16 protein-coding genes and 3 pseudogenes are annotated in these 22,353 nt (G+C 58.8%); 9 read left to right on the forward strand and 10 right to left on the reverse strand.

Annotated elements, in window-relative coordinates; genetic code table 11:
* Positions 1–51: 51 nt before the first annotated feature.
* Positions 52–2,019, reverse strand: a complete 1,968-nt coding sequence (locus NKH03_RS19230) for an HsdM family class I SAM-dependent methyltransferase (RefSeq protein ID WP_352969811.1) — start codon at positions 2,017–2,019, stop codon at positions 52–54.
* A gap of 534 nt (positions 2,020–2,553) precedes the next feature.
* Here NKH03_RS19230 and NKH03_RS19235 point away from each other — a divergent pair.
* From NKH03_RS19235 to tnpC, 7 genes and pseudogenes are all read left to right on the forward strand, one after another.
* The gene (locus NKH03_RS19235; protein WP_352969812.1) at positions 2,554–4,221 is read left to right on the forward strand and encodes a TIGR04141 family sporadically distributed protein; all 1,668 of its coding nucleotides are present in this window, start codon (positions 2,554–2,556) and stop codon (positions 4,219–4,221) included.
* Between the two features lie 468 nt (positions 4,222–4,689).
* Positions 4,690–5,892: a DUF6361 family protein gene (locus tag NKH03_RS19240; RefSeq protein WP_352969813.1), complete on the forward strand. Its 1,203-nt coding sequence runs from the start codon at positions 4,690–4,692 to the stop codon at positions 5,890–5,892.
* Positions 5,889–7,730 carry a phospholipase D family protein gene (locus tag NKH03_RS19245; RefSeq protein WP_352969814.1) on the forward strand — a complete coding sequence of 614 codons (1,842 nt, stop codon included), beginning with the start codon at positions 5,889–5,891 and terminating at the stop codon, positions 7,728–7,730. The genes NKH03_RS19240 and NKH03_RS19245 overlap by 4 nt, the downstream gene beginning before the upstream one ends.
* Before the next feature lie 324 nt (positions 7,731–8,054).
* Entirely contained in the window at positions 8,055–8,882 is an 828-nt protein-coding gene (locus tag NKH03_RS19250) for a helicase-related protein (protein ID WP_352969815.1), read from the forward strand.
* Positions 8,883–9,178: 296 nt separating this feature from the next.
* Positions 9,179–9,532, forward strand: coding sequence for an IS66-like element accessory protein TnpA (gene tnpA, locus NKH03_RS19255; protein ID WP_352969816.1), 354 nt, complete (start codon positions 9,179–9,181; stop codon positions 9,530–9,532).
* 16 nt (positions 9,533–9,548) lie between these two features.
* Positions 9,549–9,875, forward strand: a complete 327-nt coding sequence (gene tnpB, locus NKH03_RS19260) for an IS66 family insertion sequence element accessory protein TnpB (RefSeq protein WP_352930165.1) — start codon at positions 9,549–9,551, stop codon at positions 9,873–9,875.
* 66 nt (positions 9,876–9,941) lie between these two features.
* Positions 9,942–11,295, forward strand: a pseudogene (gene tnpC, locus NKH03_RS19265) (IS66 family transposase); the annotation flags it as partial.
* A 9-nt stretch (positions 11,296–11,304) separates the two neighbouring features.
* On the opposite strand, the pseudogene NKH03_RS19270 reads toward tnpC, so the two are convergent.
* From NKH03_RS19270 to NKH03_RS19285, 4 genes and pseudogenes are all read right to left on the reverse strand, one after another.
* Positions 11,305–11,619: pseudogene (locus NKH03_RS19270) on the reverse strand (transposase); the annotation flags it as partial.
* A 256-nt stretch (positions 11,620–11,875) separates the two neighbouring features.
* The gene (locus tag NKH03_RS19275) at positions 11,876–13,231 is read right to left on the reverse strand and encodes a hypothetical protein (RefSeq protein ID WP_352969817.1); all 1,356 of its coding nucleotides are present in this window, start codon (positions 13,229–13,231) and stop codon (positions 11,876–11,878) included.
* A gap of 4 nt (positions 13,232–13,235) precedes the next feature.
* Complete coding sequence (locus tag NKH03_RS19280) at positions 13,236–14,387, reverse strand: ATP-binding domain-containing protein (protein ID WP_352969818.1); 1,152 nt, start codon at positions 14,385–14,387, stop codon at positions 13,236–13,238.
* Positions 14,384–15,799, reverse strand: coding sequence for a protein kinase domain-containing protein (locus tag NKH03_RS19285; protein WP_352969819.1), 1,416 nt, complete (start codon positions 15,797–15,799; stop codon positions 14,384–14,386). The genes NKH03_RS19280 and NKH03_RS19285 overlap by 4 nt, the downstream gene beginning before the upstream one ends.
* 503 nt (positions 15,800–16,302) lie before the next feature.
* Between NKH03_RS19285 and NKH03_RS19290 the strand changes: the two are divergent.
* Together NKH03_RS19290 and NKH03_RS19295 are read left to right on the forward strand one after the other, a co-directional pair.
* A pseudogene (locus tag NKH03_RS19290) lies at positions 16,303–17,369 on the forward strand (IS110 family RNA-guided transposase).
* 221 nt (positions 17,370–17,590) lie between these two features.
* Complete coding sequence (locus NKH03_RS19295; RefSeq protein ID WP_352969821.1) at positions 17,591–18,169, forward strand: tyrosine-type recombinase/integrase; 579 nt, start codon at positions 17,591–17,593, stop codon at positions 18,167–18,169.
* Positions 18,170–18,389: 220 nt separating this feature from the next.
* Here the strand turns inward: NKH03_RS19295 and NKH03_RS19300 are convergent, their stop codons facing one another.
* The 5 genes from NKH03_RS19300 to rpoN are packed head-to-tail and all read right to left on the reverse strand — an operon-like array spanning position 18,390 to position 22,315.
* Positions 18,390–18,785 carry an XRE family transcriptional regulator gene (locus tag NKH03_RS19300; protein WP_023801991.1) on the reverse strand — a complete coding sequence of 132 codons (396 nt, stop codon included), beginning with the start codon at positions 18,783–18,785 and terminating at the stop codon, positions 18,390–18,392.
* The gene (locus NKH03_RS19305) at positions 18,785–19,156 is read right to left on the reverse strand and encodes a type II toxin-antitoxin system RelE/ParE family toxin (RefSeq protein ID WP_352969823.1); all 372 of its coding nucleotides are present in this window, start codon (positions 19,154–19,156) and stop codon (positions 18,785–18,787) included. The genes NKH03_RS19300 and NKH03_RS19305 overlap by 1 nt, the downstream gene beginning before the upstream one ends.
* Positions 19,157–19,187: 31 nt before the next feature.
* On the reverse strand, positions 19,188–19,553 hold the full coding sequence (locus NKH03_RS35040; protein WP_502913530.1) for a hypothetical protein: 366 nt from the start codon (positions 19,551–19,553) through the stop codon (positions 19,188–19,190).
* A 50-nt stretch (positions 19,554–19,603) separates the two neighbouring features.
* The gene (locus tag NKH03_RS19315; RefSeq protein ID WP_352969824.1) at positions 19,604–20,821 is read right to left on the reverse strand and encodes an MFS transporter; all 1,218 of its coding nucleotides are present in this window, start codon (positions 20,819–20,821) and stop codon (positions 19,604–19,606) included.
* 57 nt (positions 20,822–20,878) lie between these two features.
* The gene (rpoN, locus tag NKH03_RS19320) at positions 20,879–22,315 is read right to left on the reverse strand and encodes an RNA polymerase factor sigma-54 (protein WP_352969826.1); all 1,437 of its coding nucleotides are present in this window, start codon (positions 22,313–22,315) and stop codon (positions 20,879–20,881) included.
* Positions 22,316–22,353 lie beyond the last annotated feature (38 nt).

Genomic DNA, 22,353 nt, shown 5'->3' on the forward strand with positions numbered 1-22,353 from the left:
TCATCCAATGCCAAAGAGTCTGTGATGTCGGACGAATTCACCATCGCGGACCTATTTTGCGCCCAATACGCGCAACTGCCTTTGCGAGACCGCACTCCAGTCCATATCCGCTCCCTCGCCATCTCCACTTAGGGCTAGAATTCGATCGCGGAGCCTATCCACCGCTCCCATGTGTTCAATCGCAGAATCGTGCAGTCCAATCAGGTTGCGCACGGTCTTACGCAGTGTGACAAACCGCACCGTGTTTTCATCCCGCGTTGCCTTGTCGGAGCATTGCCGAGCGATTGTTACCACAGTTCCAACGCGCGCTTCGGAAAACCAAGCCTCTGCGCCGCTTTCAATAAAAGCTTCAATCGCAAAATTGTTGAGAAGCCATTCCTGCAACGGCGCACCATAGTCGCTGTCGAGCCACTCGCCAGATGTTAGAAGTGCCAGGTAGCCTCCCGGCTCGAGAAACTGGGCACCATGAAACCAGAAATAGACATGGTAGTTCGCGGATTTTGGCAATTTTTGAGGGGACCGCACGCGACTACCTTTACCGAGCACGCCGGCAACTTCCGCCTGACGCTCCTTTCCCAGCTTGTGTATACGGATATAGGGCGGGTTTCCTACAACTGCTCGCATCGCAGGCAGGGCGATGGTAACTATCTCCCGCGGCTCTGCGGAGGCATCCAGCGGCAGTTGCATGAACTTGTCGCCGGGCTCAATACTAAAGAAGCTCTTCGTCGCGACGCGCGGATAGTTGTTTTCAAATTCCAGCTGCTTCGCCGCAAGATTAACCGTAGCGATTGTGGCCGCGAAATGAGACACGTCCACACCAAATAATTCGGTTAGACGATCTTGATGCGATTGCGTCGGGCATAATGCTTTCTTTCTCGTATAGGCGCGAACGAGAAATGTCCCTCCACCGGCGGCGGGATCAAGTACATTTCCTCCGCCATTCGGCAGGGCAAAAGAGAGCATCAGGTCGACGACGTCCGAGGACGTATAGTGTTGACCCCATTCGTATCGTTCGTTCGGTTCAATCAAGCGCTCAAAGAGCCTTCCGAGTATGTCGTGATCGATAGTACTTAAATCAAAATGCTCGATATGCTCTACCATTCTCCTCCAGAACGGCACACAATTATCAGCTATAAAGGCATACTGTGAAACACGATCCCACGAGAACAGCGTCTCGTAGTCTCCGGAAATTCGTCGAGCTTCCTCGAATTGAAAGCTTAGCATCTGAGCTGCCAGCTTTGAATTAGTGGAAGGAGGTGCAGGTAAGGATAGCGCCTCTAATCCAGATTTTGATCGCCTCAATGCTTCATAGAACAACAAGCGGGTGACAAAGACGTAGGCTGTAAGTTTCGCCGCGCGATTGACTTCGGCTTCCCATTTTGCAGGATCGTGCGTCCATCCTTGCTCGTCTACCATCCATTGAATCAATGCACCTTGGAATGCAGGATTGGATGCGCGCTGTGCATGCATCGCATCTCGGATCGCCGCGACGGGCGCAGTCATCAATTCGCGCAAGGCCTCGACAAACAGTTCATCAGGAGCCATTCCGGCAGGTTTTGAGAGGCCCGTAATGATCGGAGCAAGATCGTGAAGGGCACTTACCCAGGCCTTGGACATGCGGGTGAGAACGATAGGATCATCAAGCTCTTCGCGGAGAAAAGCCTCCCCCAGGACCTCCTTATGAACGATCTTTGTAATGAGCGAACCGGTTTGCAGGGTGTCGATCAGGTAGAGTGATTTTGCATCGGACGTGAATGCCCATCGGCATCCGTGCGCCAAAGCTTTCGACACGGCATCTCTGAGATTTTCAAAATCGAGCGGCGACGGATTGGCGTGATCAGGAAGCCGAATTTCTCCACATAGCGCCGCTTGATCCCCTTGTATGATCAGGTCGCTCCGCTGCCGGCTGCCCGGGACATGTTCCTCGACTTTCACTTTGTGAAATCGCCACGCCGGATTGGCAGCGGCGGTCTGCTCCCACCACTTGCTGACCTCAGCCGCAAAACCCCATTCATTCACGCTTAATATCTCCGTAAATGCACATTGGTTACGCCGGAGAGCTTTCGGAACAATTAACCATCTAAATATTAGATTTAATTGGATATTGCTTTGTCAGATTAGGGCCCACTTTGGGGAAGTTCGCTAAGGTTGGCTGCCCAGTTCTTAGGCCCGCGCCAGGTTCTATGGCTCCAGTTTCTCGCCACCGAACGCGCCATGGTGGGTTCGGCCCGCGCGCATGGCGCGCTTGCCACTCGGAACAAGGAGTGAGCAGCGAGAGAATCGGACGGGACATCGGAATCATTTTCGCGTCCAGGCGGCCGACGCGGTCCCGCCTCGCCAGGCGCGTCAGATTGGGCGTTATCGCAACTCTTACCACAGCAGTTTTCGTAGGACGCAAATCCCGGGGGCGATGGGTGGCGGACGGAGTGCCATGCAAATGACGCCAAGCTAGGCTGGCGCAGAGTTTCTGACCTCTGAACGTATGCAGTGATATTTTGCTGCTATCCGGTACACAGCCGACTAGTGTATTCGGAATTTAGCTGGGAGGGGACTGTGTTGGAAGAAAAACGGAAATTCGCTCTTTATTTGGGCGCCGCAACGGCGACGCGACAGACGATTCTTTCTGCTTCATTCCTTACCAAGATTGAAGAAGGCGAGGCAGAGAAGCTAGTGCCGCACAACGCCGGTGACGCCGACTACGATGCTTACTTCATGGTGTCTAAGGCTAAGACGCCACGCTGGATGCAGATTTTATCTGGTGTGTTTAGCATGCCGCAATTCAAGAGGGGTAGTCCGGCCTCAGTGGTAATTTTTGAGGAGGCAGGACGTATATTCGCGGTGACCTTTGGATACGGGTCAAAGCTATTGAACGAGTATCAAGTCGAAGGCGACTTTGGTATTAAGGTAGCTATCAACGCTGTTGCCGATACGGCATTGAAAGCCGTCCAGAAATCAAATGTCGCTAGCGCTATTCAGCAATTCGCGCAGTCTGCCTTCAAAGCCCGCTTCGGTTCATTTGGCGGGCAGAACAAGTTTGAGATTCTGAAACGCGTATCCGGCGCGGTGGCTGCGGACGACGACCTGAATTCTGTGGTGGGCGCTGCGGGCCTTTCTCTTACAACGAAACTGAATTTCGCTGATATCAAGCAGATCGCAAGCAAAGCCCTTACTTTCTATGCATCAGACGCTTACAAGAAGACTGCCTTTTCCGTGGTTGACGAATTTAAGCCGGTGTTGGCTCTGGCGGAGGTAGAGCGGCTCGATGCTCTGCTATTGCAGAGCGTTCAGAGTCAGCAAAGTACCTTTGAAATATGCCTCCCCCAATTGAATGTTGAGGATAGCGGATACGTAAAAATATATGGCTCGGGTTTGAAGGGCGATTTCCCGGACGTTAGTCTCGATCTTTACAAGACATCGTTCGATAATCTGGGCGACATAACTCTTGCTGACCTGAAGGACGATAGCGTCTGTCTCTACAACGACGAACACGTCAACGTGGGGAACTGGTCGGTCTATAAGTGCCTGATAGGTGGCCTCGATGATGCTGACGGGACCCGCTACGTACTCAACGATGCGCACTGGTACATTCCGTCGGAAGCTATTGTTCAGTTGGTGGAGAAATATTTTGATGATCGTAAGGCACCCTCAGATCCGAAGCTCGCGACGTTTGAGGTGACCGAATGGGAAAAAGAGGTAGGCAAGAAGGGTAAGACCAAAGCCGTGCCCGTCTACGAACGCGAGGAGACTTATAACGAGCGAGTAGCCAATGATGCGGGATATGTGCTGTTCGATCAGATATGGCACGTGGCAGACGATGGCACTTTTCAAAAGCTGGAAGTCTGTGATTTATACGATCCTGAGAGCCTGCGGATGATCCATGTGAAGCGCACATCCCGTCAGCCGAGCATGCTATCTTACCTATTTGAGCAAGGACAGCGGGCTGCCGATTTGTGGCAGAGAGATGATGTGAGAGCTCAGTTTATCGCCCGCGTCAGAGCCGAAGCAGGCGATGCGGCCGCCGACAAGCTGGCTGCAGTGGCCCTTGAACCTGGCGCATTGATCATAGAATTTGCAATTGCCGATCATGAGAATGCGCAAGGGCATCACACCATTCCGTTCTTAGGCAAGCTCTCATTCGAGAATAAGGCGCGGGATGTGGAGCTTCGTGGGTTCAAGTCGCAGGTACGTTTCATTACGTTAGAGAAGCCTCACGCGATTTAGCCGTATGAGGTTTTGCGGTGAACGCAGGATGTGTGGGTGCTACCGTACCTGAACCGCAATCTCGGCAAAGGGACCATTGCGCTCCAGTTGCATGCCTACGCTTGGCGTGACATTCGGCATCAAGCATGGCGAGCGAAAATCGCCGCGAGACTGCTATCTTGATCTTTAGAGTTTGTTGTGGCGCAAAAACCGGAGAAAAGCCGAGAATATATGCACTGCGAGCATTTGTTGACAAAGCTCAATCCCAAAGCCCTTTCGGCACAATATCCGGGTTCATTGACTGTACTGTTGACTTTCAATAGTGGCGGTGGATAGTTCGTTTACAGTGAACATCCCGGTGCCGCCGCAAAATTGAATCATGCGTCAGCGGGGCCGACTCACAAGCCGGTAGATCAGATCGTGCGATCATGCCGGGCCGGCAAGGTTCCCTTGTCCGGAAGAGGGCACGCCGGAACGGGTCGACAACGCATGAGAGGCAACGCGCCGATCGAGCCGTCCTTGGGATGGACCTATTTGTCGCGCGCGGCGCTGGCGCGCGCCAAGGCGCAGATGGATGAAGAATCGACAGGCGTGCGCGACGAGATCGGTTTCCTGACGGTCCATCAGCGTTATGCAGACCGCTTCTTCCCGGGCACCTCGGTGCTGCACACCCGAGCCCGTTATGCAATCTTCGTTCCCTGGCTGTTCGAGGATTTAGCCGGCCTGATAGGACCGGCCGCCGCGCGGGCATTGCGCGAGCGTGAAAGGGAGCTGGCTGGCCGGCTAAAGAACGCGGGCGAATCCCAAGTGATCGGAGGGCGTGTTTTTCCCAAAGCTTCAAGTCAGCCGCCGTCTACCGTTTATTGGAACGCGCTGGCGGTTTGGGGGATTCTACGGTCGCGTGCCGACGGGCGAACCATCTCCCGGTCACAAGCTCATCGGCAGCTGAAAGGTACCGGCGCAGCGATTGATGACGATGGCCAGCCGCTGCTGAGTCCCGAGCCGCCATTCCTTCCGCTTCCCGAACGGCCGGGTAGCTGGCGAAGCGGCCCCATCACGCTACAGTTGACATCTAAAGAGGCATCGTTTCTGCGCGAACACCTCGGCCAGTTGCGTCCCATTGGTGGGAAAGACCTTTCCTTGCTCGCCAGGCTGGTGCGGGCAGGGATAGGCGCGCCCTCGGGAATGTGGGCCGCCGAGACGCGGGCGCTGGCTGGCCCGGACCAGTTCGCGCTTGGACGGGCCGAGCAGGTCGCCAACCTCGCCGGTATAGGCCGGGCGATCTATGACGCACTGCTGGAACATACACTTGAGGCGGTCGACAAACGCGAAACGCTGACGCGCCACCGCAACCATCTCACAGCGATCGTCACGGAACTCGGTCCTGTTGCGGCAAATCTCGATGTCAACGGGCTCGAGGGCGATATCGGGGCGTTACCGGTCAAACTGCGGGCTGTCGTCATAGCCACGAAGGACTGGATAGCGTCAAAGACAAAAGATCCCGTTCCGCTCCTTGACATCTACACGGCGGCGGAGGCTCGCAAAGGGCCGCGAGCACGCCTGGCTCCGACGCCCAATGGCCGTGCCAGACGGCTGGAGTGGTCCAGCGACGAACATGGTCTTGCAACGCCACTTCACTACAGGTGGTCCCAGGTCAGCACGCTTCTCAACGACCTGGTGGATGCAGAATGAGCGCTCCCGTCGACAACTGGCCGGCGCTATCGTTCCTCGAGGCTCTTCGCCCCGGTCCTGATGAACACATCGAGCTGGCGCTTTTGGCCTCCTATTCGGCTGATCTGGCCTCCATTGGCGCCACTTTGCTTGCCCTAGCAGGTAAGGACAGCGATGCGGGTCGTGGCAGTCCGAGCGATCTTGTCGACGCGGTCGAACGGCTCCGAGGCAAGATGCGCATCATTATCCAGCGGGGCCGCTTGGCAAAGATGCGCCGAACGCCGCGCATCGCGGCCGTGCTTGACCAATTCGTGCGTGAGGTCGATTTCGACGAGGCGATGCATAGCTGGCATCCCAAAGCCGCCCTGGTGCGCACACGAAACAACAATCATGAGGTCGGCTGGCGGCTGTGGATCGGAAGCCGTAATCTTACCGAATGCGTCAACCGCGATATGGGTCTGCTGCTGGTCTCGGGCCGAGACGGCGCAAAGCCGATAAGTGGGTCTGGCGATCTCGCACGTGCTCTGGCAGAGCGCGCAGCGCTCAATGGTATTCGCCCGGCGTCCTTGGCGTCTGCAGTCTCCAAGATCGCTTGGCGCGCACCACCGGGCGTGACCGTTGAGCGGATCCGCTGGTCGACCGGGTCCGGCGCTCTGCCAATACCGGTTCCGCCGGCCAATGCCGATGAGGTCGTGGTTGTCAGCCCGTTCATCGACAAGCGTTTCCTGACCAGCCAGACGCCGAAGGAGAAGAAACCGCCGCGGCGTGTGCTCCTGACGACCCTGCGCGAGATCGAGCGCCTAGGCCCCTCGCTCAGCGCATTTGACGAACTTCTGGCCCTCGACGCCCCGGACTATCCGGTCGGCGATCCCGAACCGGAGGCGCCGCAGTCTCACGGCACAGCCGAACCCACGGCGGCAGACGACGAAGAGGAAGAGATCGGTCTGGGCCTCCATGCAAAGCTCTTGTTCGTGCGTGTGGGGCGTCACCGGACCTTGTGGGTTGGGAGCGCCAACGCCACCGATCGCGCTTGGTCGGGCCGCAATGTGGAGGTGATGGTTGAACTGCGGATCACCGAGGCAGTAGAAAAAGGGCTCAAGGCGCTCACCAACTCAGCAAGGCTCGTTAGCGCGCTTGAAAAAGAATATGAGCCGCATGCCGCCGTGCTGGAGGAGGAGGCCCTCGAACGCGCCCGTGCGCAGGTGGCTGCGCGATGGGCCGCCACGCTCAGTTTCGATGGCGACGAGGCCCGCCTGCAGCACATCTCTGATATCCATCCCGACGGTCCTCATCCGGAGGAAGTCGACTTCGTGCTCGAGGCTGGCTCTCTGCAGGGGCAACTAACGGTGTGGCCGCGGCATTCAACAACGTTGCAACTTGGTGCCATGCCGCTGTCTGAACGGAGCGAGTTTGTTCGCTTGCGCGTCAGCCGCGGCGAAAAAGGCCTCTCCTGGCTGCAGCGTGCGCCGGTCGATCCACCTTTTGGTGAGGAGCGCGACCGCGCCGCTTTCGTCCGTTTGCTGGGGGCGAGGGGGTTCCTGCTTTGGCTGGCCGGGCTGCTGGCCGATGACGGCCGCGACGAGGGAGACTGGACGACCGAAAAGCGAAAAGAGCCTCCACTTCCGAGCCAGAAAATCGGACTAGATCCTGGATTGCCCACGATGGAAGAGATACTGGCGGCATGGTCGCGCGACCGGCAAAAGTTTCGCGAGATCGAGCGAAGGGTCTCTGAGTATCTGCCGGCTGTGCGGGAGCAGGCTAAACACGAGGACGCGCAAGCCGGCGAACTGCTTAGGCGTTTCGAAAATCTCTGGAGGAAGCTCAAAGAGGGCCTTGGCGACAAGGGCAAAGGCCGATGAGCGCGTCGCCCAAACCGTTTCAGCAGGCTGCCGTCATGGCGGCGCTATCGAATTTCGCCGACCTTGGCGGACTGCGGCGCTATCTGGTCGCGGATGAGGTTGGCCTAGGCAAGACCGTTGTCGCCAAGGAGATCGCACGTTCGATGTCGGATGGTGGCAGGCAGCCGCTCGTCATCTACTATATCGCCAACGGTCACGCCGTATCTCACCAAAACAAGGGAAGAGTGGTCGATTTTCTCGAGAAGTACGACCGCGAGGCCGCCGTCAAGACGCCGGATCGACTGTCCCTGATCGCCGTTTCCCCGCGACCGAGGGAACCCTGTATTGATTTATGCGCTGACGCCGGCGACATCGTTTCCCGGTGCCCGTGCACGGCTAACCGGTGGTCGAAAGGAAGAGCGCGCCTGTCACGGCATCGGCGGGCAGCCACACAAGATTCCGGTGCGCTGCCACGTTGCCGTGCCTTTCGGCGATGCCGAGGCCGAGCCTCTCGTCAAAGTCAGAGACGGGGTTGCTCAGGCCGCGCCGGTTCGTCCCGACGAGGTTCGCCGCAGCTTCAACACGCCCTTCTGGCCGCACGTGCTGGCGACAACATCCGTGGGTCAGGAGGGCCTAGATTTCCACCCTTGGTGTTCGCGCGTGGTCCATTGGGACCTCTCGTCCAACCCACTTGATCTTGAGCAGCGCGAAGGCCGCATTCAACGCTATGCCGGCCTGGCGATCAGGCGCCAGCTCGCGACCGTCTTGCGCGACAAGGCGTTGAAAGATCTCGCGCTGACCGGCGGTTCACCTTGGCAGAGTTTGCAAAGACAGGCAGAGCGCACCGTCGATGCAAGCGGGCTTCGCCCTTGGTGGGTGCTCGACGGCGCCGAAATCAGTCGTCACATTTTTGAGCGCCCGTTCGGCCGCGATGTCGCGCGTTTTCATCAACTTCGCGAGCAACGTATGATCTACCGCTTGGCGCTAGGACAGCCCAATCAGGAAGACTTCATTGACGTGCTGGCGCGGGGTGGCGAGGCGGCCCGCAGATTGCTGCGACCACTCGTGCTCGATCTTTCGGCGATGGGGCTCCGGCAAATGGTGTTGACATCGGGAAACGACCCTTCGGTATCATCGGATACTGTCGACACCTTTCCGGCTGCGGCCAAGTAAGACAACCTATCGATTCCTGGGACCGTGCAGATGGGTCATAACTTGACCAGACCGTACCGGATCAAGGCGGTCAGCCTCTGCGAGTGCCCATTCGTGCCATGCTTCCAATGTCGTCGCATCGATAGCGACGGAACCATCGTCGATCGCCCGCCGCACGCGCTCAACAAGCGCGCGAAGTCTTCAGCCTGACGCAGCAGCTCCGTACGCCTCCGGCGAGGGCCGCCTTGCGCGAACATGGCACGGTAGCGAGGCTGCGCTCTTAAGGTCGCCCTTACGAGCGAAGTTAGCAGCACAGCATGAGCCATGTGACATTATTGACCGGGCCGGAGCGTCGTCGTCGTTGGAGTGAAGAAGATCAGTGCCGGATACTGGCTGCGGCATTCGCGCCCGGGGCCACAGTGGCGGCGGTAGCACGCCAGTACGATGTCGCGACCAGCCTGATCTACAAGTGGCGCCGCACGATGAGAGCCCGCGAGACGGGCTTTGCCGAAGTTGACGTGGTTCCCGATGAGCCTGTCGCCGCTTCGGTGCCGGCGGCGCCACCAGCGGTGATCGAGCTGGAGATCGCCGGCAAGGTGCGGCTGCGGATTCCGTTGACCACGCCGCCGACACTGGCGGCGGCGATGGTGAAGGCGCTGGGCGTTTCATGATCCGGTCCCGAGCCAGGTGCGGATCTGGTTGGCGGTCGGCCGGACCGATATGCGTCGCGGGATGCAGGGCCTCGCTCTGCAGGTTCAGGAGACGTTGGGCCGGGATCCGCATGCCGGCGATCTTTATGTCTTCCGCGGCCGCAGCGGCAATCTGATCAAGATTATCTGGCATGATGGGCTCGGCATGTCGCTATATGCAAAACGGCTCGAGAAGGGCCGGTTCCTATGGCCGTCGCCGGCGGACGGCACGGTTTCCATATCACCGGCGCAGCTCGCTTACATGCTCGACGGGATCGATTGGCGCAACCCGCTTCACACGTTCCGCCCGCAGCGCGCGGGCTGAGTTTTTCTTTGAGTTTGCGCCATTTTCCGCGAGTCAGCGGACGCGTTTTATGATTCACTCCAGGGCATGGTTGCCACCGCCCAGGATGCTGTTCCGGACGATATTGGCGCGCTGAGAGCAGCGCTGACCGCAGCGCTGGCCAGAGCCGAAGACGAGGCCGCGCGCGCTGCGCTGGTCGAGGCCGAACTGGCGGTCGCCAGGGCCAAGGCATCGGATGATGCGGCGCTGATCGCGCATCAGCATCTGACGATCCGGAAGCTGCAGCGGGCGCTGCATGATCAGAGTTCTGAACGCTCAGCCCGCCTGCACGACCAGATGGAACTCACCTTCGAGGAACTCGAGAGCACCGCGACGGAAGACGAGATCGCCGCCGAACAGGCCGCTGCCCGGACCACCGAGGTGGCGCCTTACATGCGCAAGCGACCTGCGCGCATTTCCCGAGCATCTGCCGCGCGAACTCGTGGTCGAGCCGGCGCCGACCGCTTGCCATTGCTGCGGCGGCCATCGGCTGCGCAGGCTGGGTGAGGATATCACCGAGACCCTGGAGGTGGTGCCGCGGCAATGGAAAGTGATACAGCACGTGCGGGAGAAGTTCACCTGCCGCGACTGCGAAGCGATCAGCCAGGCTCCGGCGCCGTTCCACGCCACCCCACGCGGCTGGGCCGGTCCCGGCCTGCTGGCGATGATCCTGTTCGAGAAGTTCGGCCAGCATCAGCCGCTCAACCGCCAGGCTGAACGCTATGTCCGCGAAGGCGTGCCGTTCAGCCTGTCGACGCTCGCCGATCAGGTCGGCGCCGGCGCTGCGGCGCTGATGCCGCTGTTCAAGCGACTCGAAGCCCATGTGCTGGCCGCGTCACGTCTGCACGGCGACGATACGACGGTGCCGGTCCTGGCCAAGGGCAAGACCGATACCGGCCGATTATGGACCTATGTGCGTGATGACCGACCATTCGGCGGTGTCGATCCGCCGGCGGCGGTGTTCTATTATTCCCGCGATCGCCGAGGCGAACATCCCGCGGCGCATCTCGCCGGCTGGAGCGGCATTCTGCAGGCCGATGCCTATGGCGATTAACCAGAATAGGCGCCGGCTGACGGGCCGCCGCGGAAGCCAGCTGCTGGGCCCACAGCCGGCGCAAAGTGTTCGAGCTGGCCGATGTCGAAGCGGCGGCGCGCAAGAAGGCGCACGGCGAGAAGCCCAACCTGGTCTATCCGCTGGCGGTCGAAGCCGTGAAGCGCATCGATGCCCTGTTCGATCGAGCGCGCGATCAACGGCCTGTCGCCGGCCCAACGCCACGCCGTGCGCCAGGAGCGGAGCGTGCCGCTGGTCACCGAGCTCGAGACCTGGATGATCGAGACGCGCGACAAGCTCTCGCGCGGACATGATCTGACCAAGGCCTTCAACTACATGCTGCGCCGCTGGTCATCCCTTGAGCTTGCCGGCCAGCACCGCCAGCACCGGATCATGGCGCAACTCGTCATGGTCGTTCAGGTCCTCGTAGCCAAGCGCGAGCGCGAAGATGCGCTGACCGACCAGCGTCTTCACCTCATGCTCGATCAGTGCCGGACGGCGGGCATCCACGAAGCAGCGGGCAAAGCGGCCGACCAGCCCGATCGCCCGGTCCGTCAGCCCCAGCAGAAGCGCGCCGGCGTCGGAGGTGATCGTTCCACTGTCAAAACCGGCCACGACGGTGCGCCTTTCAACAGGTGCAAAATCAAACCGTTCCGGTATACACTCTGCTTGCATCGGGGAATACCTCTGCTCAAGGTAAGTCTTTGTCGCAGAAGCATTTTCCTTGATTCGGAGCCCCGATGCACTTCAACTGTGTGAGATATCCGGGTTAGGATACATTCAGGAGGCATCGAATTTTTAACGCTCGCGCCCTCGCCGGTCGTTCACGTCAGCACGAAGGCGTTTAGACTCTACGTGTCGTATTGGCAGCTATGCGTCTCCTAAGGCCCGTCCTTCCCTCGCGTTGCCACAGTTCGAAGTATCACCGACCTTAGTATCGAGCCCTTCGGGTCCTTTTCGCCTTGGAGTTGTTGTCAGGCTCCGCTGCATCTTCGACTTCGGCCAACGTCTTTCCGATCAAAGAATAAATTTGACGTAAGTCAGATGCGAGTCGATCATTCCACAGCCGAAACGCACCCTGTTCGCTTGAGCCGGCCTTAACTGCTGCGGATCGGCCAAACCGAAACGTCGCGCTAATCCCAGGGAGAAGCTCGATCTCGATCTCGTTGGAGTGCCCAACCTTGGACACCAGGCCGTCTGCGTTCGCCCGTACTAGCAGGCGAAGCTCGTCGAGACCTATGTCAGCTCGTGGCGACTGATCCAGTGTCTCGTAATCGCGCAGGTCGCGCGCAATGCGCCGACCCAGCCCTCCGAAAGCGTTCAGTATAGCGTGCGGCTTTTGTAACGCGGCGAACAACACGTACCAGAAGGCCGCCTCTGGACCGCCCTGGCTTAGAACAATGTCCAGATGCTCCAGTGAACCAGGGGCAACCTGCGTTGCCAGGAACCCCTGAGCTGCTCCTTGTTGCGAAATCCCCAGGCGGTGCTCCCCTCTAAACATTCGCTGCAGGTAGGCACCTCGCTCCTCACGCGAGGCGCTCTCGATGCTCTGCAGGGAAATGTCCATTGCGAAGTCGTCGGAAGCTTCGCGCCACGCAGAGTCCTTGGCCTGCCGGTCGGAATTAATGATGGCAGCTATCAATCGCTCGATGGGGCTAAATGGCAGTTCGTTCTCAATGAGCCCGCAGACAGTCGTCAGCACCGGCAAAACGTACTGAACGGATGGCGTATTGCTTTCGCTGGCTTTCAGCGAGTTGCAAAGGCTATACGCTTCGAGCCACCGGCTAGTGAGTTCTTCCAGCTCCATCAGCGATAGACCGGACGCAACTCCTCGCCCCCATACGAAACTCAAAGTTCGTTTCGCAGCGGCCGGGCTAACCTGGCGCGCCTTGATTTGTCCTTCCGAAAGCAGTTGGACTTCCACCAATGACAACAGTCCGACCGCATCGACCAAAGCCTCAGACCGAGAAGAGGCCACGCGGTTGAGGTAAGCTTCTGCCTGGCCATAGTCCATGATGCGACAGAACGCCGTGAAGGGCCAAAGTGCCTTGGGACTAGCATTGAGCGCGGCCAACAAATCCCGAATTTGCGATTTTTCAACCACAGTGAGGATGGGAAATGAGTGATGGTCTTCCGGCTTATCTCGCCAAAGGATCGCGATCCTCCCCTGCGACGCATGCAGGGTACGTTTGCTTGAGAACTCGCTCGCCGCGGTTATCGTCTCTACGGATGGGCCCCCCGCAATTGTCTCTAGAAATTCACGTTTCCCGAGTGACGCCATCCACATGTCTTCACTCCTTACCGAAAATTCGGCTTCGCGTAATCGCCTTTGTGGATGGCGAAACCACATTCAGCGCACCCGCAAGATATGCCGGGACGTTATTCTCGTAGTAAAAACTTAGTGCTGTTTTCGCTCGTGTCACAGCGGTATACGCCAAGCGCTTTTGAACGGCACCCATCTTGCTCAAGTGATCGAGTCCAGCGATATGGACGCATCGAAACTCCAGCCCTTTGGCGGCAGACATGGTCGACAGCCAGACCGGTGCCTCGGGATTGAACTCGGCTTCCTTGCAGATCGTTATCGAGTCGTCGAGCCCGAGATGGCTGAGATTCTTGGCGATGGCAGCAACGTCTTCATTGCGTGGGCAGATGATACCGATAGTCTCTTCGGGATAAGCGACGAGCTGATCTTGGATCTGAGCCGCTATGGCCTCTGCCTGCTGCTCAATGGAAAGCCCATCCTTGATCGAAATTTTCACAGGGTACGCTTTCTCATCGTATTGCGAATTTTTCAAGAGTGGGACGTGGTCTGGGTAACCTTTCAATATTTCGTCGGCAATCCGGCAAATGTCCCTGCCATTTCGAAAATGATAAGCTAATGGGTGCTTTATTTCTATGGCAGATTCGAGCGTTGGCAAGCAATCTTCTCCGTTGAACACCTTCTGGAATTCATCGGCGGCCGCTACCAGAATGGTCGCTAGGCGTGCGAAAATCTTGATTTCCCGAACAGTGTAATCCTGGGCCTCGTCCAGCAGCAAGGCGTCAAAAAGCTTTCCGATCTTTCCGGATTTAACAAGCGCCTCCACACCTTTGGCTCTTGCCTCTCGCGCTGCATCCAAGTCCATGCTTTTCGTATCGATGCCAACGCCGTTTTCTCGGAGAATGCCATCGAAAAGCCGGGCATGGGTGGTGACCCTGTCGGCAGGGAACTTGTACTGGACCCCCCCTATCCGAATAAAACTCTTTAAAAGCGACCCAAAAACTACGACCTGCAAGTTTGGATGGTCTCCCAAAGCCAGATAGTTCGCTCGCAGGAGCAGCAGGTTCGTTTTTCCTGATCCCGGCGGGCCCTTGATCAAGATGCTTTTCTCAGGAGGAATATCCAAGATGGCGACCTGTTCGGCGACAAGGTCCCCTTCATCCTTCCACCATGTGCTCTTCATAGTTCTACTCCTGCAAAAGAGAGGTTGCACATGGCGCCGTCATCGATCGGCCCAGTTTCCACCATGTCATAATAGGCGACCAGCACATCCGTTAGCGTCGTCTGGAGCAGCGAGCTACCATAGAGATCTTCTTCCGACCCCTTGAAGATAGGTTCTGCCAGCGGGAGATCAGAGATCTCTAGGCTTTTTGCGGAGAGCGCCGCGGAGCACGCGATAGCGTACTGGGGTGAACCCTCATTATAGTCAATCTCGCTCAGGGTTAGGAGAAGCGTGAGGGCGTATGGCATTCCCATGCTTTCGTCCCTGCTGAATTGGAGGAGCAGGTTGCGAGTGTCGTCAGGGCCGGGCTCGATTGAGCAGCTCCTTAGGGGAAAGCAATTCAGCTCCGCCAAAACGGAGGCCAGCCTTGTATCCAGCCGCCTGCTGAACTGATCCATCCGTTGTACAAACAACCGGCGAACTTCGACTTGGGCGAGATCCGGTGCGGCATTGGTGACTCGAGATACCATTTGACGTTCGAGTATCCTTTTCCTACGGCCTTCCAGTGACGCCGCAGGCGGCGCGGCCGCGTTCTCAAAATCGCTCCACTTGACGAGATCTAGTCGGGTGACGGGGTCCTTGACGAGCGCCCGACGTGCCAGATGCATCAGATTTGCATCGCCGCCACTAATAGGCGGATTTGTGTGGTGCACTGCATCCACCAGGATCGAGAACGGTTCGGAGGCGTCTTCGAAGAGGGGCTTCTGCATGATGAGATCGTGAAGGACTGCTCCCATCTGATAGAATGTGACAGCCCGCCACCCCTCGGTGGTGTCCTGCTCTTTGCGATCAAGGAATTCAGGGGAGCTGTATCGAAGAGTCCCAATAAAAGGTCGTTGGAAAGCGTCGGTTAAGTTCGACAGACCCACCGGGAGGAGCACTCCGAGGTCTAGGAGGATGGCCCTTTCTGAATCATCAGTGACGGCAATGTTCTCGGGCTTGATGTCTCTGTGCGCCAGGCCGAGATCCTCAAGAAACCGCGCGGCGGAGGCGACCTGTGAAATCAGGGTGCCGTATTTTTCCGGTGCGATTGCTGAAAGTGAGGCATGGAGATTTTCATAAGGGAGTCGCTCCATCACCACAAAAAGGTGCCCGGTAACTGAGCAGGCGCCACCGTCCAGTATAGTGACCAGGTGCGGGTGGCTTTGACCAATGAGGCTCTTTTCACGATCAATCCTTGCGAGTTGGACATCTCGCCCGTATCGCTCGATGAGTTCGGGATGAAAGATCTTTATCGCCCCTTTGACCCCATCCTTCTCTGCAGAAAAAACAACTGCGGATTTTCCGTTGCCGAAGGTGGCGTCTATTGTCCATCCTCCTACATTGCTTCCCAGCAAGCTCTCAGCGAAGATTTTGGCTTGAGCGCTATCCATTTAATTCCCCCACCGCACGATACCCCAAAAAACATTTCATCCATGAGCATAAATAAGGGCCCAAGCAACCCTGAACTCACTGTAATCTGTCGCTAATATTAGTTTCTCAGGGTTTATCACCAAGGAATCTGCGAGGTTTGGCGTGTCTCCAGTCAGGCCTCTCATTAATCGGAGGCTCTGGCGGTGGAAACCGGGCAACCGTGATGATCATGGAAATTGAAAACGATGTAGGAACTAGTCGACTGGTGCAGAATGCCCATGTTTCAGCCGAATGGAGGATGGGTCCGAACGGCCCGATGAAGTCAACTGATGAATGGCAACGATCCGGTGGGGGCCACTCGGAACCGGACAGTCCGGAATCGGCCCACAGCCGCCGGGCTGCAATGCGCCTCATGCACGAACATGACGTAATCGCGAAAGGGGTGGCCACCTGAGATGTGGCGGCGATGTTCGAACATCTAGCCGGCTGGCTGTCCTCCGATAGGATGAAGAACGGGCTCTCGATGGACACCGGGCCCAGCCACCGAACGGAGGACAGCCATGGACACTATATCGGTATCGCCGTATCCATGAAAAAGACGGCAATATCGATCCGGCAGAACGGTAAGAGGATTTGGCGGGGCAAGTGCGCGTCCGATCCGCACCTGCTTGCGGCGGTGATCCGCAAGCGCGCACCGCATGTCCGGCGGGTCGTGTTCGAAACGGGGCCGCTGTCGGTGTGGTTCTACCATGCGTTGACGGCAGAGGGCCTGCCGGTGATCTGCATCAACGCGCGGCATGCCAAAGCCGCGCTCGACATGGCCGCGAACAAGACCGATGCGAACGATGCCGATGGCCTGGCACATCTGGCCGAGGTCGGCTTCTACCGAGAGGTTCGCGTCAAAGGTTTCGACAGTTGCTGATCCGCACGCTGATCGCCGCGCGGCGCCAGCTTCTTAAGATGCGTTTGCAGATATCCAACCAGATCCGTGGGTTGATGAAGACGTTCTGCCTCGTCGTGCCCAAGGGCGCCGGCAGCGTGTTCGAGCGCAACGTTCGCGACCTTCTGCAGGGCGAAGAAAAGCTGGCGCGCATCGTCGCGCCAATGCTTCAGGTATGGAGTGATATCCGGTACCAAACAGCAGAGCTGAGCAAGCAGCTGGCCGCGATGGCGCGTGAGGACCTGCACTGTCGTCTGCTCAAGTCAGTGCCCGGTGTAGGCACCGTCACAGCCACCGCCTTTGCCGCAGCCGTGGAGGATCCGGCGAACTTCAGGAACTCGCGCGCCGTGGGTGCGTGGGTGGGCCTGACCCCGAGGCGCTACCCGTCCGGCGAGGTCGATAATGACGGACATATCTCGCGCCGTGGCGACAATCAGTTGCGCGGGCTGCTATACGAGGCGGCCGCAGTCATCCTGAACCGGTCGACGGATACTAGCACACTGCGAACCTGGGCTTTGGAGCTGAAAGAACGGTTTGGCTTCAAGCGAGCGGCCGTGGCTCTGGCGCGCAAGCTGGCGGTGATCATGCATGCGATGCTCCGGACGGGCGAGCTGTTCGATCCGCACGGAGGAACGCCTGCCGCAGCCTGATCCTGCATACGCTTGCCGGCGACGATTTCCTCACGTCATTCAACCGATAGCGTTCTTCCAGGACGCACCGAGCTGTCCCTGCCGGGACGTGGCTGAGATCATTCCCCGAAGCGGGAAGCAACTGCCTCGGTAAGCAGATTGCGCCTCGGCCTGAGATGGCGCGACTGCCATTTGACTTGAGCGGGAAGTCATGGAGTTCCCTTCAACGAGAGGAACTCGCCATGGCTACCCTGTCGACCGATGCACCAATCTCTCCGCTTCGCCAGCGCATGCAGCACGACATGCTCATGCGTGGCCTGGGCTCCCATACGCAGCAGGACTACGTTCGTCATGTCCGGCGCTTCGCCGCGTTCCTTGGTAGCGCTCCCGACACCGCGACGACCGAGGACATCCGACGCTTCCAGCTGTGCCAGCATGAGAACGGCCTGGGCCCGGCGACGATCAACGGCGCGGTCTCGGCGTTGCGATTCCTGTTCACGGTGACGCTGAGGCGGCGCGATCTGGCGCGCGCGCTGGTGGTCACGCGATATGCGCGCAAGCTGCCCGAGGTGCTGGGCGTTGAGGAAGCAGCGCGGCTACTGGAAGCGGCGCCTGGCATCAAGTACAAGGCCGCGCTCGGTGTCGCCTATGGCGCGGGTCTGCGCGTATCGGAGGTCGCGCACCTCAAGGTCGATGACATCGATAGCACACGTATGCTGATCCGCGTCGAACAGGGCAAGGGACGCAGGGACCGCAACGCTATGCTCTCGCTGCAGCTTCTGGAACTGCTCCGGCTCGGGGTGATGCTCCCCCATGGCTGACTGTTCCCCGGGGCGCAGCTTCACCGCGCCGATCTCATCGAGGCAATTGCACCGCGCAGTCCAGGAGGCAGCCAAAGTCGCCGGCATCCGCAGCTCACACCTATGTCGGCCTCCGTTACCTTGCCGCGAGCTGGCTTAACTAGGACGTTGCTCATACCTACTCCTCGCATGGACGAGAGCATCTCGCCCCATCGGTAGTCTTTAGCCGAACAGAGCGAGGTCAGCCGGCGCGTGCGGCCTTTGTGCGATTACGTCCACCTGCCGCTCTTTTAACGCTACGCACGGAGACAGCTTTGGGAGCCACGACGTCGCCGAGCCGCTCTATACGGAGGGGCGCGCGCGAGGGAAGGCGAACGACGAGTTCGAGTTGCCCCCCGATCGCCTCGACGTAGCTTTTAAGAGTAGACAAGTACATGTCGGCTTGTTTCTCGATCTTCGAGACCGAAGGCTGCTTGATCTTGAGGACCGAAGCGATTTCGGCCTGGGCCTTTCCAGCGGCACGCCGCAAATCGCCGAGACTCTCGACTTCTCCCCTTAACTCTTCGAAACGCGCGTCGACCCGCTCCCGACGATCCTCGGGGAGCGCAGCGATTAGGTCATCAAGCTTGCGTCCCATCACTTCTTCTCCTTCTTCGCCGCCGCCAAACGGTCGAGATGCCCTTGATAGCGCTTGTCCGCCTTGGCGATCAGACGTTTATAGAAGCCCTTCTCACTCACGCCCGACTTATCGCCGGCGACGAGCAGGATCGCCTTCCGCTTCCGGTCGAATGCGAACGCAACCCGCCAGACACCATCATCAGCATCGAAGCGAAGTTCTTTCATGTTCGCGAACGACGAGTCATTCAAGGTATCCGCATGCGGTCGCCCCAGCTGGGGCCCAAACACACCGAGCAGCTTAGCGGAGGCCAATAGCTCATCTTGGACTGTCTGGGGCAACGCCTCGAACTCCCCATCGAACTCATCGCCAAAAACGACTTCCCAAGTCATATATAGCTCCTAGGCTATGTTGTCAACATCATCAAGCTGCCGAACGATAGTCTGCGGCCGAAACAAGGTAGGCGCGGTCGACGATAATCCGGCCGCCGTTGACACGACTGGCAATTCGCGACCTGTCTGCGCTATCGAGCGGCATCGTGAGCGGCGTTCTGACGGGCATGGCCGGCGCGTAGCTGTCGCTTGCCCAGAATGCCGGCTTGTCGTAAAGGATATGACCGCCAGCAAGGGTTCCATCGCGCCGGCAGCGCTCACCGACGCCAAATGGAAACCGGTGCCGGCGAGGTTCGCGTGTCTGGCGGCGAAGGTCGCGTGGCCCGGAGGTGAAGCCGGCGAGGCGCTTGCGCTGGTCCATGCGTAATCGTGCGGAGGACCGCGCCGCGCCGTGCATCGCATCTCTTGTCCCGCTGCGCTGCTGAGACCTCTCTCCTGTCAGGCGGTCTAGGTTTCGCGCTTCGGGCCGAGCACGAACACTATGAGGGCAGCGACGAACGTGGCAACAGCACTGTAGGCAATGGCGCTGGTAATCCCCGCATTCTCCACCAATAGTCCGCCGAAAATCGCGCCGGCGGCGATTGCCACTTGGAATACTGTGACCAGCAGCACACCGGCGCTTTGGGCCTGCTCGGGAACGGCCCTCCGTACCATCCACGTCTGCAATCCCACTGGCACCGCGCCGAAGGCAAACCCCCACGCGGCAACAGCAATCGCCGAGGCCAAGGCCGATGCTCCCGCCGTCAGCAGCGAAACAGCGGCTATCGCTATGAGCAGCGGTGCAAGGGCCGCGACTGCCTTGAGACTGTACTCGGCCAGAAGCCCGCCGGCCAGATTGCCGAAAAATCCGCCGATGCCAAAAGCCAGCAACACAAGCGAGATCGTCTCGACATCCAGCGCGGGAATCTTCTCGAGGAAGGCGCGGATATAGGTGATTCCGGCGAAGTGGCCGGAAGCGACCAGCAGGACGACCAAAAGCGCAATTTTGACCATCGGAATCTTGGCTACATCCAGCAGGTTGCGGAAGCTAGCCACTCCAATCGGAGGCAGTCTCGGAATGGTTAGGAGCTGCACGAGCAGTGTAGCGACGCCGCCGGCTGCGGCGAGCATGAAGGCGCTTCGCCATCCCCAGACATCGCCGACATAAGCGCCGATTGGAGCTGCGCAGACGGTAGCTACGGAAACGCCGGTGAGGATGATCGACATAGCGCGCGGCAGGAGGTGGCTTGGAACGAGCCGCATCGCCAGTGCTGCCGACATCGACCAGAAGCCTCCGAGCGCTATGCCGAGCACGACGCGTGCAGTCAGGAGAACCGCCAGCGACCACGCGCCGGCCGCCAGAACGTCCGACAGGATCAGCAGCAGCGTCATGGTCCACATGACGGTCCTGCGGTCCAGGCGCTTTGTGATGATGGCCACCGTCGGCGCCGAGATCGCCCCGACGATAGCTGTCGCCGTCATCGCCTGTCCAGCCGCTCCCTCGCTGATACCGAGATCATGCGCGAGGGGCGTGAGCACGCTGACAGGCAGAAACTCTGCCGTGACCAGCCCGAAGGTGCCCAAGGAAAGCGAAATGACGGCACCCCATGCCGGACCAGACGGTGGGACCGGCTTTTCTGGGTCGTGCAGAACAGCGTCCATGACGCCTGCTGCGGATCGGGTCATGAACGAAGTCTCCACTTTGATGCAATGCAACGTGATGTTGGCTGCCTTGACCCAAATCTACAAACACAAGCGCATTTCCCGGCGGCGTTGCACGGAGGAGGGGATGTTCATTGCTTCGCGATATTTTGTGACGGTGCGGCGCGCAACATCAATGCCGGTTTCCTTCAGCCGGACAGCGATGTCCTCATCGGAAAGCACGTCGCCGGGAGATTCTGCGGCAATGATCGCTTTGATCCGATGCCGGACAGCTTCGGCGGAGTGCGCATCGCCGCCTTGGCAGGACGCGATCGCGACGGTGAAAAAATACTTCAGTTCAAAAACTCCGCGCGGGGTAAGCATGTACTTGTTCGAGGTCACCCGGCTTACCGTCGACTCGTGCACGCCGATCGCGTCAGCGACGGTTCTAAGATTGAGAGGCCGCAGGTGGGCGACGCCGTGTTCCAAAAAGGCATCCTGCTGACGCACGATTTCAGCCGCAACCTTAACAATCGTCTTGGCGCGCTGATCGAGGCTGCGGATTAGCCAGTTCGCGTTTTGCAAGCATTCGTCGAGAAATGCTTGATCTTTCGAATTTTGGGCAGTTTGACGCGTGACTTCGGCATAATAGGTTTGGTTGATCAGCAGCTTTGGCAGCGTGGCGGGATCAAGTTCGATCTGCCACCCGCCTTGCGGCGAGGGCGTGACCCAGACGTCGGGTATGATTGATTCAGACGCACCGGATTCGAATCTGTTCCCAGGCTTGGGATCGAGCGCCCGAATCTCATGCATCATGTCGAGAAGGTCTTCTTCATCGACGCCGCAATGCTGCTTCAGCGCCTCAAAATCGCGTCGCGCAAGCATTTCAAGATGGGCAACCAAAGCTGCCATTGCCGGGTCGAGCCGATTTCGCTGGCGCAACTGAATCTCGAGGCATTCTCTGAGACTTCGCGCAAAAACTCCCGATGGATCAAATTGCTGCAAGGTTCCGAGAACCCGTTCCACAACAGCCTCATGGACATTCAGGCTCTCGGCCAGCTCCAAAAGGTTTGCCCGAAGATAGCCAGTGTCTTCCAGATCGGCGGCAAGCTGGCCAGCGATCAGCCGCTCCTGTGGTGTGAACGCAGTGAGGGCGATCTGACGAGCGACATGGTCGTGCAATGTTTCGGCGAGGGTGGCAAACTCGTCGAGGGAAGGGCCATTGCCGGGCGGGTTGTTGGTCGTGTTGCGAAGTGATTTCCATTGCCCGAGCCGTTCAGGCGAACTTGCCCCGGTCGGTCCTTCAACGGCGTTTGCGCCAGGGCCGACAGGCTGATCCGCTCCCGAAATCGAAACGTCGTCAAAAGGCCCGCCATCGCTTGATGCAGATTCCAAGAGCGGGTTCTTCTCAATTTCCCGCTCCACGAACTGATGCAGTTCAGTATGCGCCAGTTGCAGCAAGCGAATCGACTCAATGAGTTGAGGCGATGCCACCATGGATTGCTTCTGGCGTTGAAGCAGGCTTGCTGAGGATTGCATGGTGAGCGCGATAATCCTGTCGAGGAGCCTCTTGGGAC

This window comes from Mesorhizobium sp. M1406 (genome assembly GCF_040317555.1).
Taxonomy (GTDB): Bacteria; Pseudomonadota; Alphaproteobacteria; order Rhizobiales; family Rhizobiaceae; genus Mesorhizobium.